At 65.3% G+C, this 12,824-nt stretch carries 13 protein-coding genes and 1 pseudogene; 9 read left to right on the top strand and 5 right to left on the bottom strand.

Annotation, left to right across the window (positions count from 1 at the left end; genetic code table 11):
* Positions 1-110 precede the first annotated feature (110 nt).
* Entirely contained in the window at positions 111-992 is an 882-nt protein-coding gene (locus A8B82_RS01620) for a BadF/BadG/BcrA/BcrD ATPase family protein (RefSeq protein WP_067287519.1), read from the bottom strand.
* Positions 993-1,035: 43 nt separating this feature from the next.
* On the opposite strand from A8B82_RS01620, the gene A8B82_RS01625 reads away from it, so the two are divergent.
* Together A8B82_RS01625 and gap are read left to right on the top strand one after the other, a co-directional pair.
* Positions 1,036-1,236, top strand: coding sequence for a hypothetical protein (locus A8B82_RS01625; RefSeq protein ID WP_067287521.1), 201 nt, complete (start codon positions 1,036-1,038; stop codon positions 1,234-1,236).
* 91 nt (positions 1,237-1,327) lie between these two features.
* Positions 1,328-2,329 (top strand): type I glyceraldehyde-3-phosphate dehydrogenase, encoded by a 1,002-nt coding sequence (gap, locus tag A8B82_RS01630; RefSeq protein WP_067287523.1) that lies wholly within the window; start codon positions 1,328-1,330, stop codon positions 2,327-2,329.
* A gap of 10 nt (positions 2,330-2,339) precedes the next feature.
* Here gap and A8B82_RS01635 read toward each other — a convergent pair whose 3' ends face one another.
* Positions 2,340-2,867, bottom strand: a complete 528-nt coding sequence (locus tag A8B82_RS01635; RefSeq protein WP_067287526.1) for a winged helix DNA-binding protein — start codon at positions 2,865-2,867, stop codon at positions 2,340-2,342.
* A 274-nt stretch (positions 2,868-3,141) separates the two neighbouring features.
* Here A8B82_RS01635 and A8B82_RS01640 point away from each other — a divergent pair, with 274 nt between their 5' ends.
* Positions 3,142-4,218, top strand: coding sequence for a Hint domain-containing protein (locus tag A8B82_RS01640; RefSeq protein ID WP_067287529.1), 1,077 nt, complete (start codon positions 3,142-3,144; stop codon positions 4,216-4,218).
* 53 nt (positions 4,219-4,271) lie between these two features.
* Here A8B82_RS01640 and A8B82_RS01645 read toward each other — a convergent pair whose 3' ends face one another.
* A complete protein-coding gene (locus tag A8B82_RS01645) occupies positions 4,272-4,841 on the bottom strand; it encodes a TlpA family protein disulfide reductase (protein WP_067287530.1) in 570 nt (189 codons plus the stop codon).
* 21 nt (positions 4,842-4,862) lie between these two features.
* Between A8B82_RS01645 and argH the strand changes: the two genes are divergently transcribed.
* From argH to A8B82_RS01670, 6 genes are read left to right on the top strand one after another with little or no spacing between them, the layout of a single operon-like run.
* Positions 4,863-6,254, top strand: a complete 1,392-nt coding sequence (gene argH, locus A8B82_RS01650) for an argininosuccinate lyase (protein WP_067287533.1) — start codon at positions 4,863-4,865, stop codon at positions 6,252-6,254.
* Positions 6,251-6,430: a hypothetical protein gene (locus tag A8B82_RS01655; RefSeq protein WP_067287535.1), complete on the top strand. Its 180-nt coding sequence runs from the start codon at positions 6,251-6,253 to the stop codon at positions 6,428-6,430. Before argH ends, A8B82_RS01655 begins: the two co-directional genes overlap by 4 nt.
* The gene (locus tag A8B82_RS24115; protein ID WP_161489407.1) at positions 6,427-6,597 is read left to right on the top strand and encodes a hypothetical protein; all 171 of its coding nucleotides are present in this window, start codon (positions 6,427-6,429) and stop codon (positions 6,595-6,597) included. Before A8B82_RS01655 ends, A8B82_RS24115 begins: the two co-directional genes overlap by 4 nt.
* Before the next feature lies 1 nt (position 6,598).
* Positions 6,599-6,916, top strand: a complete 318-nt coding sequence (locus tag A8B82_RS01660) for a DUF2834 domain-containing protein (protein ID WP_067287538.1) — start codon at positions 6,599-6,601, stop codon at positions 6,914-6,916.
* Between the two features lie 42 nt (positions 6,917-6,958).
* Positions 6,959-8,224, top strand: a complete 1,266-nt coding sequence (gene lysA / locus A8B82_RS01665; protein WP_067287540.1) for a diaminopimelate decarboxylase — start codon at positions 6,959-6,961, stop codon at positions 8,222-8,224.
* A gap of 37 nt (positions 8,225-8,261) precedes the next feature.
* Complete coding sequence (locus tag A8B82_RS01670; protein WP_067287542.1) at positions 8,262-10,871, top strand: TIGR02302 family protein; 2,610 nt, start codon at positions 8,262-8,264, stop codon at positions 10,869-10,871.
* 1 nt (position 10,872) lies between these two features.
* Here A8B82_RS01670 and A8B82_RS01675 read toward each other — a convergent pair whose 3' ends face one another.
* Together A8B82_RS01675 and A8B82_RS24120 are read right to left on the bottom strand one after the other, a co-directional pair.
* Positions 10,873-11,778 carry a bestrophin family protein gene (locus A8B82_RS01675; protein ID WP_067287544.1) on the bottom strand — a complete coding sequence of 302 codons (906 nt, stop codon included), beginning with the start codon at positions 11,776-11,778 and terminating at the stop codon, positions 10,873-10,875.
* 436 nt (positions 11,779-12,214) lie between these two features.
* Positions 12,215-12,824 (bottom strand): annotated as a pseudogene (locus A8B82_RS24120) (zinc-ribbon domain-containing protein); the annotation flags it as partial.

Raw genomic sequence — 12,824 nt, forward strand, 5'->3', positions numbered from 1 at the left:
TGCAGGGTCTTCCCTGTCTCATACCATCCGATCCGGCGGCGCCGCCATTTCAACGGTCCCCAAGATCCATCGCCAGATATGAAGGCAAAGCGCGGCCGCAGCGGCAAGCGCTAGGCTTTTTGCTGTGCGGCCTGACGGGCCAGCGCAAAGGCCCCCTGCATGGCATTGCCCTGCGGGGCGACGAGGTTGCCGACAGTCTTTGCCGACAGATAGCCCCGGTAATGCGGCCCCACACCCCCGGTCAGGCACAGCCTGTCGCCGGGCGTGAACTCAAGCGCCGCCAGCCCCTTTTCCAGAAACGCCACCGCCCGCGCGATGATTTCAAGCGCGGCGGCATCCTGATCCTGCGCCGCGCTCAGCACCTCTGGCGCGAGGGTTGCGTAATCCGTCGGTGTGGCGGTCAGGCAAAATCTGCGCATCTCATGCAGCCCGCCCATCCGGTCCAGTATCCGGCGGGTCAACCCGCTGTGCGGTTCGATCCCGTCATGGGCCAGCAAGGTGCGTTCCAGCAGGCGGTGACCCAGCCAGGCCCCCGACGCCTGATCAGAGATCTGGAAGCCCCAGCCCGATACGGTGCTGACTTCTCCGCTGCGCTGGCGCGAGATGAAGGTGCCGGTGCCGATGCCCAGCACATAGCCGTCATATGCGCCCAAGGCACCCGCAACCGTGGTTTCCTTGTCGCCCGATACCATGGTGCGGCCATAGGGCAGGGCGGCGGCAACCTTTGCCATCATCTCGCGGCTATTGGCCCCGGCGGCCCCGACATGGCCGGTGATCCGGTCAAGCGGTGTGTCGGCAAGCCCCGCGCTGGCCAGCGCATCGCGCACGGCGGCGGTGATGTTGGCAATCGCCCCGTCAAAGCTGTTTTCGACATTGGCGGGCCCGCCGCGTGCATCGGCCAGAATGCCGCGCGCAGCGGTGCCGACCGCCGCCCGGCACCCGGTGCCGCCTGCGTCCACCGCGATCAGAATGGGGTCATGCGTGTTGTTCATGGCAGTTTCTATAAGACACCTGAGCGCGCTGTGCAGCGTGAAAATGCAACTTGCCCTGCAGGTTGGTATTGCGCAGATCGCGGTTGATGCCCGGCTTGGCACCGGGCGGGGGTGCTTTTGGGCGCAGGCCCCGCACCAATGGGGCGGCGGCCTTGCCACACCGGGTCAAAACCCTGCGACGTTCCACAAATCCGGGGCGGCTGCGGCGCTGGCGGTATTGGAGGTTGTAATTTCCTCTTGTTAGCGCTAACGAGAAACCGAAGAGATGTCCTGCGGAGAGGCAGGATGCGCAGTGTCGCGCGGAATGGACCGATCCGGAAGGGGAGAGACGCATCATGACCACGAAAATCGCAATCAACGGATTTGGACGGATCGGGCGCAATGTGCTGCGCGCGCTGCTGGAAAACGGTGCCGACGGCATCGAGGTGGTGGCGGTCAATGACCTGGCCCCGGCGGCGACCCTGCTGCACCTGCTGAAATACGATTCCGTGCATGGTCGCCTGACCGAACAGGCGGTGCTGACAGGTGACACCCTGACCGTGGGCGCGCATAGCATCCGCCTGACGGCAGAACGCGACCCGGCCAGGCTGCCCTGGGGCGATGTGGATATCGTCTATGAATGCACCGGCATTTTCACCAGTCGCGAAGGCGCGGCCAAGCATCTTGAAAACGGATCGAAGCGGGTGCTGATCTCTGCCCCCGGCAAGGGGGTGGACCGCACGGTGGTTTACGGCGTGAACCACGGCGATCTGACAGCGGAAGACGTGATCGTTTCCAACGCGTCCTGCACCACCAATTGCCTGGCCCCCGTGGCCATGGTGCTGGAGCAGAGCTTTGGCATCGAGACCGGCTATATGACCACGATCCACGCCTATACCGGCGACCAGCCAACCCATGACGCGCCGCACAAGGACCTGTATCGCGGGCGCGCGGCGGCGCTGTCCATGGTGCCGACCTCGACCGGGGCGGCGGCGGCGATTTCAGAAGTCCTGCCGGGTCTGAAAGGCAGGCTGGAAGGCTCTGCCGTCCGGGTGCCGGTGGCCAATGTCTCGATGGTGGACCTGTGTTTCCTGCCGGGCCGCAAGGCCACGGTGGCCGAGGTCAACGCAGCGCTGGAAAAGGCCGCAAATGGCCCGCTGAAGGGTGTTCTGTCCTATGAGGTTGATCCGCTGGTCTCGGTCGATTTCAACCATGACCCGCATTCCTCCTGCTTTGCCGCCGCGCAGACCAGCGTGACCGACGGCGGTCTGGTGCGTGTGGTCAGCTGGTACGACAACGAATGGGGATTCTCCAACCGGATGAACGATACCGCCCGTGCCATGGCCGCGCTGATCTGACCCAGGTGGATCAGAGCGAGGCAGCCGCCCGGCTGGCCTGATCGTACTGCCCTGACATGGTGCGCAGGCTGGCGGCAACCTGACGCAGTTCGTCGCCGCCCAGATCCATCCGGTTGAGCCCGTCGAGAAAGCAGGTCTCGCGGATGGCCCGGTAGGCCTCGCACAGCGCCGCGCCCGCCCCGGAGGTGCGATAGAACACCTCCTTGCCGCGTTTCTCGGCCACCAGCAGGTCCGACTTGAGCAGCTTTTTCAGCGCGTAGTTGACGGTATGGGTGTCCTCGATGTTCAGCAGGAAACAGATGTCGGTCAGCCGTTTTTCGCGGCTGCGGTGGTTGGTGTTGTGCAGCACCAGGATTTCCAGCGGTGTCAGATCGGCATTGCCTGCCGCAGCCATGCAGCGCGACATCCAGCGGGTGAAGGCGTTGAAGGCGATGATCATCCCGTATTCCAGTTCCGAGGCTTCCCAGCCCTCGCCCTCGGCCAGATGGCGGGAAGAGACGATGCGACGCCCCGGCAGGGCTTTCGGCGGCTGGGACATGACAACTCCTGAACGATGGTGGCTGGTGATACGTTAACAAATCGCTGACGTTTTACAATGATTTTTGCGGTGAAGAGCGGCCGATTGCGGCAACAGGCCCCGCAGGCGGCGCATCAGACCCCGGACCCCGCAGGACCGGATCGCCCTGCCGTGGCGAACACCGGTTTAAGGTCATTTTGCAACACCCTGAAAAATGACATGATTATGGCTTTGCAGGTCAGGCGGTCTTTGCTACCTATGAGATAATAAAAAACTGAGGCAGGCAGAACGAGCAATGAAAACGGGCTTTAAGGGCACGTTTGTCATCAGCTGGTCGCAAACAGAAATAGACGGCCTTGATGCCGCGCCGGTGCAATCTCTCTCTGTGGGGGCGGCATGGGCATGGCGGGGGGACGCGATCCGGGTCGATGGCCCGAATGACGTGTTGCGGCTGGATCAGGCAGACGAGGCGGAAAATCTACGCAAACGCGCCGCCAGGATGGTGCGGCGACTGGTCGGCGCGGCGCTGGAGGAAACCGGCGGCGCGGTCCGTGGTCCGCGCGCGTCGGGGGCGGATGCCGGTCCGCTGATGGACAACAGCTTTGTCGTGACCGATGGCGGGCGCAGCTATACCGTGACGCTGATCGAGCTGGGCCGTGGCAGCCAGCCCCTGCTGATGTTCCTTGACGACATGCCGCCGCGCAATTGCGATCTGTGGATCGTGCATCATACGCTTGGCGCATCCGCCGGCAACGCCGCGTCGGCCAATGACGGCGGCGTGATCTGTTTCACCCCCGGCACCCGCATCCGCACGCCGCAGGGCCAGCGCCTGATCGAGGATCTGCGCGAGGGCGACCTGGTGCAGACCAAGGATGACGGCGCCCAGCCGATCCGCTGGGTCGGCAGCAGGCGGATGACCGGCGCGCGGCTGTTCGCGATGCCGAAACTGCGCCCGGTGCGGATTGCCGCCGGTGTGCTGAATGCAGGCGAGCCCGACGCGGACCTGATCGTGTCACCGCAGCACCGGCTGCTGATCAAGGGGCCCACCGCGCAGGAGCTTTTCAACACACCCGAAGTGCTGGTCGCCGCGAAGGACCTGATCAACGGCGACACCATCACCGTCGATCTGAAACTGCGCGAAGTCACCTATATCCACGTGCTGTTCGATGCCCACCAGGTGCTCTGGGCCAACAGCGTCGAGACCGAGAGCTTTCATCCCGCTTCTGCCGCGCTGTCCACGCTGGACGAGGGCGACCGCAAGCGGTTGCTGGCGACCCATCCGGAGCTGGAATACGATCCGCATACCTATGGCAGTTTCTCGCGGCGCAACCTGTCGGCCTCCGAAGCGGCGATCCTGAACCACGCGGCGTGAGGGGGCGAATTCTTTGAAGAATTCGGTCCGGAGTTTTTGAAAACTCCGGCGCCCTAGCTGCCGCTGCGCTCTGCGATCAGCGCCTTGATGATGGATTTTGCGCTGTCGCTGGACCAATCCGCATCCCCGCGCAGCCGGGCGATCTCGCGGCCTTCGGGGTTCACCAATACGGTGATCGGCAGGCCGAAGATGCCCATCTGGCTGGCCAGCGCCTGTTTCGGGTCCTGGTGGCGCGGCAGGCTGGTGACCCCGGCCTCGGCAAAGAACTTCTTGATGCCTTCGGGGGAATTGCGCCCCGATGCGATGGTCAGCACTTCGAAATCATCGCCGCCGAATTCCTTTTGCAGCGCGTCGAGCTGCGGCATTTCCTTGCGGCAGGGCGCGCACCAGGTCGCCCAGAAATTCACCAGCACATATTTGCCCCGGTAATCGGCCAGCGTTCCCTTGCCCGCACCATCGGCCAGATCAAAGGCCGCGTCCGAGGTGGCGGCAGGCACGTCATGCACCACCAGCTTTTTCATGTCCCCCGCGCGCAGACCCAGAATGTCCACCGTCCCGGCCCATGCGGGGTTTGCACCTGCCAACAGGGCCGTATACACGAGGCCGAACACGAATTTTCTCATCTGTCCCTCCGAGGGTTTGACATGACTGACACGACTTCCAACAAGATGTGGGGCGGCCGGTTTGCCGCCGGGCCGGACGCGATCATGGAGGCAATTAATGCCTCGATCTCGTTTGACAAGCGGATGGCCGCACAGGACATTGCGGGGTCGCGTGCCCATGCCGCCATGCTGGCGGCCACGGGTATCATCACTGATAGCGATGCGGAGGCGATCCGGGAAGGCTTGCTCACGATCTTGTCAGAGATCGAAGGCGGCACATTCGAATTTTCCGCCGCCCTTGAGGACATCCACATGAATGTGGAGGCGCGTCTGAAAGAGGTGATCGGTGAGCCCGCAGGCCGGTTGCACACCGGGCGCAGCCGCAACGACCAGGTCGCCACCGACTTCAAGCTCTGGACCCGCGACCAGTTCGATGCCTTTGACGCAGGTCTGGTGGCGCTGATCCAGGCGCTGCTGGGGCAGGCCGAGGCGGGCGCGGATTGGGTGATGCCCGGTTTCACCCATTTGCAGACCGCCCAGCCGGTGACCTGGGGCCATCACATGATGGCCTATGTGGAGATGTTTGGCCGCGACCTGAGCCGGGTGCGGGACGCGCGCAAGCGGATGAACGAAAGCCCGCTGGGCGCGGCGGCGCTGGCCGGCACGTCCTTTCCCATCGACCGCGAGATGACGGCGCAGGCGCTGGGCTTTGACCGCCCCTCCGCAAATTCGCTGGATGCGGTCAGCGACCGGGATTTCGCGCTGGAGTTCCTGTCCTGCGCCAGCATCTGTGCGATGCACCTCAGCCGCTTTGCCGAAGAACTGGTGATCTGGTCCTCGGCCCAGTTCCGTTTCGTGGCGCTGTCGGATCGGTTTTCCACCGGCTCCAGCATTATGCCGCAGAAAAAGAACCCCGATGCCGCCGAGCTGATCCGCGCCAAGGTGGGGCGCATATTCGGGGCCAATACCGCGCTGATGATGGTGATGAAGGGGCTGCCGCTGGCCTATTCCAAGGACATGCAGGAAGACAAGGAACAGGTATTCGACGCCGCCGACAACCTGATGTTGGCGCTGGCCGCGATGGAGGGCATGGTGCGTGACATGACCGGGCAGCGCGCGAACCTTGCCGCCGCCGCTGGCAGTGGCTTTTCCACCGCGACCGATCTGGCCGACTGGCTGGTGCGGGTGCTGGGTCTGCCGTTCCGCGATGCGCATCACGTCACCGGCGCGCTGGTGGGCATGGCCGAAAAGGCGGGCTGCGACCTGCCCGACCTGACGCTGGCGCAGATGCAATCGGTTCACGACGGCATCACAAATGCTGTGTTCGACGTCTTGGGCGTGGAAAATTCCGTCAATTCGCGTATGTCTTATGGCGGGACGGCACCGGCGCAGGTGCGGGTGCAGGTCGAACGGTGGAAGGACATTCTGGCATGAGGATCTTGTTGGCTCTTTTCAGTGCGGGGGCGCTGGTCGCCTGCGGGGCGGATGGCGAGCCGGTGCAGCCGCAGGTCAATTCAACCGTGACCCTGTCCAGCAGCGGTGTCCATGCGGGCACCAACCTGGGCCTGCGGCAGGGGCCTTTTGCGGTGTCGCTGGGGCTAGGCCTGTGAGGGCGGTCCTGATCATCGCCGCAGTTGCGGCGCTGGCATCCTGCGGGCCGACGAACCCCGATGACGATCCGGCGGGCCGTGCGGATACGCGCCAGCAGCCGACCGATCTGACACCGGGGGTCAGCATTTCCGGCTATGCCAACATCGGCGTGAAGAAAAGGTTCTGACATGTCCGTGTTGCGGATGACATTCCTCGGGCTTGCGGTCTGGGGCGCTGTCCACCCGATGTATTATTTCGTCACCTGGTTTCAGGCCAATGGCTGGGACCTGATGGCGATGGTGGAGGCCTGGCACGCCAATGCGGCGGCCAGCGGGCTGGTCTGGGACCTGACCATCGCGGCGCTCACGCTGAGCCTCTGGATCGTGGCGGAGGTGGCGGTGCGGCGCAACTGGCTGGCCTTGATTGCGATTCCCGCGACCTTCTGTATCGGGGTGAGTTGCGGGCTGCCGCTCTATCTGTTTTTGCGGACGGCACCGGTCCGATAGGACGGGAGCCTCCGGCGGGGAATATTTAAGGCCAAAAAGAACATGGATCACTTTCTGTATCGCGACGGCGCGCTTTTCGCCGAGGATGTTGCCGTGGCCGATATTGCCGCAGAAGTCGGCACGCCGTTCTACGTCTATTCCACCGCAACGCTGTTGCGGCATTTCCGCCTGTTCGACGCGGCGCTGGAGGGCATGGATCATCTGGTCTGCTATGCGATGAAGGCCAATTCCAACCAGGCGGTGCTGCGCACGCTGGCGCAGGCGGGTGCGGGCATGGATGTGGTCTCGGGCGGCGAATATCAGCGCGCCCGCGCGGCAGGCGTGCCGGGCGAGCGGATCGTGTTCTCGGGCGTGGGCAAGACCCAGGCCGAGATCAGGACCGCGCTTGAGGGCGGCATCCGCCAGTTCAATGTGGAGAGCGAGCCGGAGATGGCGGTGCTGGACGCCACGGCGCGCGCCCTGGGCAAGGTCGCGCCGATCACCATCCGCGTGAACCCGGATGTGGATGCAAAGACCCATGCCAAGATCGCCACCGGCAAGTCGGAGAACAAGTTCGGCATCCCCATCGCGCGGGCGCGCGAGGTTTACCGCATGGCTGCCGCCATGCCGGGGCTGGAGGTGGTGGGCATAGACGTGCACATCGGATCGCAGCTGACCGATCTGGAGCCCTATGCGCTGGCTTATGGCAAGGTGGCGGAGCTGACCGAGGCGCTGCGCGCCGATGGCCATGTGATCCGGCGGCTGGATCTGGGCGGGGGGCTGGGCATTCCCTATGAGCGCAGCAATGCCGACCCGCCGCTGCCTTCGGATTATGGTGCGCTGGTCAAGCGGACGCTGGGCCATCTGGGCTGCGAGATCGAGATCGAGCCGGGCCGGTTGATCGCGGGCAACGCAGGCCTGATGGTCAGCGAGGTGATCTATGTCAAATCCGGCGAGGGGCGCGATTTCCTGATTCTGGACGGGGCGATGAACGACCTGATCCGCCCGGCGATGTATGATGCCTGGCACGATATCATTCCGGTCGTGGAACCTGCCGCGGGTGTCGAGCGTGCGCCCATCGACGTGGTGGGGCCGGTCTGCGAATCCGGCGATACCTTTGCAAGGCAGCGGATGATGCCGCCGCTGCTGGCGGGTGACCTTGTCGCCTTCCGTTCTGCGGGCGCATATGGCGCGGTAATGAGCAGCGAATACAACTCCCGCCCCCTGATTCCGGAAGTTTTGGTGCATGGGGATCAATTCGCGGTTATCCGCCGACGTCCGACCTTTGACGAAATGATAAATCGCGATACCATCCCTGAATGGTTGTAAGGCACATTGCCTTTGGCCGCGCCGGAGGCAGTTGTTCATGAGCACGACCCCCAACAGAGATCGCAAGGACGCGTTGTCCGCCCTGCGCTGGCCGCTGCGCCTGACATGGGCGGGGATGCTGGCCGAGGGGCTGGTGCAGGCGCTGTGGCCGCTGATGAGCGTGACGCTGCTGGTGCTTGCCGCGCTGATGATGGGATTGCAGGACATTGTCAGCCTTGAGGTGGTCTGGGGCGTGGCGGTTGTGGCGGGCCTGGCCTGGCTGGCGGCGTTGGTCCATGCGCTGCGCCGGTTCCGCCTGCCCTCAAAGGGGGCCGCCATGGCGCGGCTGGACCGCAGCCTGCCGGGACGACCGATTCAGGCGCTGCTGGACGATCCGGCCATCGGCGGAAACGACCCGGCGGCGATGGCGGTCTGGCACGCGCATAAGGCGCGGATGGCCGCGCGCGCGGCCACGGCCCGCGCCGTGCCTGCCGATCTGCGGGTTTCGCGGCGCGACCCCTATGCGCTGCGCTTTGTGGCGGTGCTGGCCTTTGGCATGGCGCTGCTGTTCGGCTCTGTGCTGCGGGTAGCCTCGGTGGCGGAGATGGCGCCGGGCCGGGGCGGGCTGGCGCAGGGCCCGGTCTGGGAGGGCTGGGCGGAGCCGCCGCGCTATACCGGCAAGCCGACGCTGTATCTGAACGATCTGAAGGCCGGGCCGCTGAGCTTGCCTGCGGGGACGCTGATCACCCTGCGGTTCTATGGCGATCTGGGCGCGCTGACGCTGGCGGAGACCGTGTCGGGGCGCACAGCGGATGTGCCTGCCGCCTCTGACCCGGCGCAGGATTTTGCGGTGGTGCAGGATGGCAGCATCGGCATCGACGGGCCGGGCGGGCGGCGCTGGGATGTGACCATGCTGGCCGATGCCGCGCCCGAAGTTGAGCTGTTGGGCCCGCCCGAGGTCTCGGCGCTGGGAGAGATGCGCCTGCCCTTTGCCGCGCGCGACGATTACGGTGTGGAGGCGGGCGAAGCGCGGATCACGCTGGACCTTGCCTCGGTCACGCGGCGCTATGGGCTGGTGGTGGACCCGGACCCGCGCCCGGAAATGATCGTGCCGCTGCCGACCCCGATTGCGGGGGATCGCGCGGGTTTCGAGGAAAACCTGATCGAGAATTTCTCCAAGCACCCCTGGGCGAACCAGCCTGTGGAGATCAGCCTGAGCGTGCTGGATTCAGCCGAGCAGATTGGCCAGACCGCACCAAGTGCGATGATCCTGCCGGGACGGCGCTTTTTCGACCCGGCGGCGGCGGCGGTGATCGAGATGCGGCGCGACCTTTTGTGGTCCAAGTCGAACAGCACGCGGATGGCGCAGGTCTTGCGCGCGGTGGCCTATCGGCCCCAGGATCTGTTCCGGTCGGAGGTGACGGCACTGCGGCTGCGCGATGTGATCAACCGGCTGGAGATCCACGCGCGCTATGGGCTGAGCGACGAGATTCAGGAGGACCTGGCCGAGGACATGTGGGGGCTGGCCATCGAGCTGGAAGAGGGCGTGCTGGCCGATGCGCTGGAGCGGATGCGCCGGGCGCAGGACCGGCTGAACGAGGCGATCAAGAACGGGGCCTCCAAGGAGGAAATCGCCGAGCTGATGGACGAGCTGCGCCGCGCGACAGAGGAATATCTGCAGCAGTTGCAGCGTCAGCAGGCGCAGGAGAACGAACAGAACGGCGACCCGCAGCAGCAGGGTGAGCAGGGCGAGACCATGCAGATGACGCAGGACGACCTGCAGCGCATGATGGACCGGATTCAGGAGCTGATGGAGCAGGGCCGCATGGCCGAGGCCGAAGAGGCGCTGCGCGAGTTGCAGGAGATGATGGAGAACATGCGCGTGACCGAGGGCCAGCCGGGCCAGAACGGGCAGTCTCCGGGGCAGCAGGCGATGGAGGGGCTGTCGGAGACATTGCGCGAGCAGCAGGGGCTGAGCGATCAGGCGTTCCGGGACTTGCAGGAGCAGTTCAACCCCGGCGCGCAGGCCGGTGAAAGCCAGGGCAATGAGGGCCGCAATGGCGGTCAGGGCCGGGGCGAAAGCCACGAGGGCCAGAACGGCCAGGGCCAGGGCGAGGACCAGCAACAGGGCCAGAACGGCCAGCAAGGTGAGCAGGCCGCACCGGGACAGGGTCAGGAAGGGCTGGCGGAGCGTCAGCAGGCGCTGCGCGACGAATTGCGCCGCCAACAGCAGAACCTGCCGGGCCAGGGCACGCCGGAGGGCCGCGCGGCGCGCGATGCGCTGGACCGGGCGGGCCGGGCCATGGATGACGCCGAGGAGGCGCTGCGCAACAACGATCTGGCCGAGGCGATCGACAACCAGTCGCAGGCCATGGAGGCGCTGCGCGAGGGCATGCGGTCGCTGGGCGAGGCGATGGCCGAGCAGGAGCGCCAGCAGCAGCCCGGACAGGGGAACACCGAACAGGGCGGGCGCGCCAACCGTGACCCGCTGGGCCGCGAGGGCGAAAGCGCCGAGGGCGGATTGTCGGACGGGGGCCGCATCGGCGAGGGGCCGGATGCCACTGACCGCGCCCGCCGTCTGCTGGACGAAATCCGCCGCCGCTCGGGCCAGACCGAGCGACCGGAGCAGGAGCGCGACTATCTGAACCGGCTGCTGGACCGGTTCTGAGCTAGGTCAGCACATAGTTGCTGGCCTTGAGCGGTTCGGGCGCCGGACGGTCGAGGGCTTCGGAGACGGAAATCTCGATGGTCCTGCACATCGCATCCAGCGGCAGCCCGTTCTGGACATTCTGGAACGGCAGTTCCAGTTCATTGGTCACCGTCTGCAAGCCGAAAAAGACGTAGGCGACGACGGCGGCAAAGATCGGCGCGAACCATCCGGTGGAGTCGATCAGAGCAAAGGGCAGCAGCCAGCAATAAAGGTAGGTCGTCCGGCGGATCAGCAGGGAGTAGACGAAGGGCAGCGGCGTGGTCAGGATGCGTTCACAGCCCGCCTGTGCAAGTGCGAGCGAGGACAAGGTCTGAGAAATGGTCATCTGGCCAAAGCCGCTGATCGCCTCTTTTCCTGTCAGCTTGCCGATCTGGTCCGCCATCGAGCGCAGGGCGGCATCTGCCGGGTTTTGATGTGCGAGCATGGCATCGGCTTTCTGCGCGCCCACCCAGTCGACGATATCGCCGCGCGTGTCCACCTGCCGCAGATAGCCGCGATGCAGATGGGCAAAGGCGACCGCACAGGACAGGATGGCCGCGCGATCCGTACCGTTGCCGACAAAGATGCACATGTGCCGGCCCAGATTGCGCAGATCCGCGATCATCGACCCCCAGAGCTTGCGCGCCTCCCACCAGCGGTCATAGGCGGCGTTGTTGCGGAATCCGAGAAACAGGGAAAGTGCCACGCCGAATATCCCCATCGCGGCGATCGAGATGTGGGGCAGCCCGACATGGTATCTGTCAAGATAGAGCACAAGGGCGGTCAGCACCGCGATGCCAAGGATCTTGCCCATGATCTTTGGCACGATGGAGCCTTGCATGACGATAAACAATTGCAGTGTTGAGGGGTGGTCCCGGACAATCATTCGGATCGGTTCTCCTGGCGGGGTATCGGAGGAGAATGCGTGCCACAGGTCGCTGCCAGTAGCAAACAGCAAGGTTTGCGGGGTGCCTGAGCCGCCGTCCCCTCTGGGGTGCCACGCCCGGGCGCGCGCCCGTCGCGGTCCGGGCATCGCCCGACCTCAGCCAGGTCACGACCGGCCTGCGCCTCATGTCCGGCCGGTGTCCAACCATATCTTTGCCACGATGCGGGTGAAACTTCGGGAGACAGAGGGTGCCGTGAGCGCTGCACCCTGAGCGTTGCACCCCAAAACCCTCGGGTGTCTGTGGCCGGGTCAATAGTTCGCCTGTCAGCTAAGTGTCTGATCCGGACCATCAGGCCGGGCCCCGGACCCTCCGGCCCAAGGCACGTTCAAGACGCAAACCGCAGGCGTCATTCAGGCAGGGACACCCAAAGCGCCCTCAAGGAGAAGATTGAGCCGCCAGCGAATCCAGCCAGATCAGCAGATCCTGTACATGCCTGTCGAGCCAGAGCCGAAGCTGATCGACGCCGCTGACATAGGACGACAGGTAGGGGTCCACCTGCGGGATCGCGCGGGCAATCTGCGGGGCAAAGACATAGACCGCGATCAGGATCGCCGCCCAGATGATGACCAGCATGAAGCCACGGCCAAAACCGACCCCGCGGGCGGCGACGGGCAGATCGGCCTCGCCCGGCACGGTCTGCGGGCTGCTGCGGTCATTGTCGCTGCGCAGGGTGGAGTTGATCTCTTCGATGTCGGGCAGCAGTTCCCGGCGCGACGACATGGCGGCGGCGCGGGCCTCTTCCTCTGACAGGGGTTCGGGTTCACCGCGCATCCGGGCCATCCGGCGGCGGGCCTCCAGCGCGCGGCGTTCACGGTCATCTTCGGTGTCGGCAGCGTCCAGCCCGAGGTCCGGCTGGCTTTCCAAGGGCTGCGCCTGTTGCTCCCGGCGTTTGCGCGCCTCGTGTTCGGCTTCCGCTTCCTGGCGCAGGATGTCGGCCACGGCCGGGTCCAGCTTGCGCCGCTCGGGTTCCGGGGCGGGCCGGGTC

The organism is Sulfitobacter sp. EhC04, assembly GCF_001650875.1.
Taxonomy (GTDB): domain Bacteria; phylum Pseudomonadota; class Alphaproteobacteria; order Rhodobacterales; family Rhodobacteraceae; genus Sulfitobacter.

Excerpts from the sequence above, each read along its gene's own strand:
- A8B82_RS01645 (WP_067287530.1), bottom strand. The coding sequence starts at position 4,841 with ATGAGAAAATTCGTGTTCGGCCTCGTGTATACGGCCCTGTTGGCAGGT.
- lysA (WP_067287540.1), top strand. The coding sequence starts at position 6,959 with ATGGATCACTTTCTGTATCGCGACGGCGCGCTTTTCGCCGAGGATGTT.
- A8B82_RS01670 (WP_067287542.1), top strand. The coding sequence starts at position 8,262 with ATGAGCACGACCCCCAACAGAGATCGCAAGGACGCGTTGTCCGCCCTG.
- A8B82_RS01640 (WP_067287529.1), top strand. The coding sequence starts at position 3,142 with ATGAAAACGGGCTTTAAGGGCACGTTTGTCATCAGCTGGTCGCAAACA.
- A8B82_RS01675 (WP_067287544.1), bottom strand. The coding sequence starts at position 11,778 with ATGATTGTCCGGGACCACCCCTCAACACTGCAATTGTTTATCGTCATG.
- A8B82_RS01635 (WP_067287526.1), bottom strand. The coding sequence starts at position 2,867 with ATGTCCCAGCCGCCGAAAGCCCTGCCGGGGCGTCGCATCGTCTCTTCC.
- A8B82_RS01625 (WP_067287521.1), top strand. The coding sequence starts at position 1,036 with ATGCAACTTGCCCTGCAGGTTGGTATTGCGCAGATCGCGGTTGATGCC.
- A8B82_RS01620 (WP_067287519.1), bottom strand. The coding sequence starts at position 992 with ATGAACAACACGCATGACCCCATTCTGATCGCGGTGGACGCAGGCGGC.
- A8B82_RS01655 (WP_067287535.1), top strand. The coding sequence starts at position 6,251 with ATGAGGATCTTGTTGGCTCTTTTCAGTGCGGGGGCGCTGGTCGCCTGC.
- argH (WP_067287533.1), top strand. The coding sequence starts at position 4,863 with ATGACTGACACGACTTCCAACAAGATGTGGGGCGGCCGGTTTGCCGCC.
- A8B82_RS01660 (WP_067287538.1), top strand. The coding sequence starts at position 6,599 with ATGTCCGTGTTGCGGATGACATTCCTCGGGCTTGCGGTCTGGGGCGCT.
- gap (WP_067287523.1), top strand. The coding sequence starts at position 1,328 with ATGACCACGAAAATCGCAATCAACGGATTTGGACGGATCGGGCGCAAT.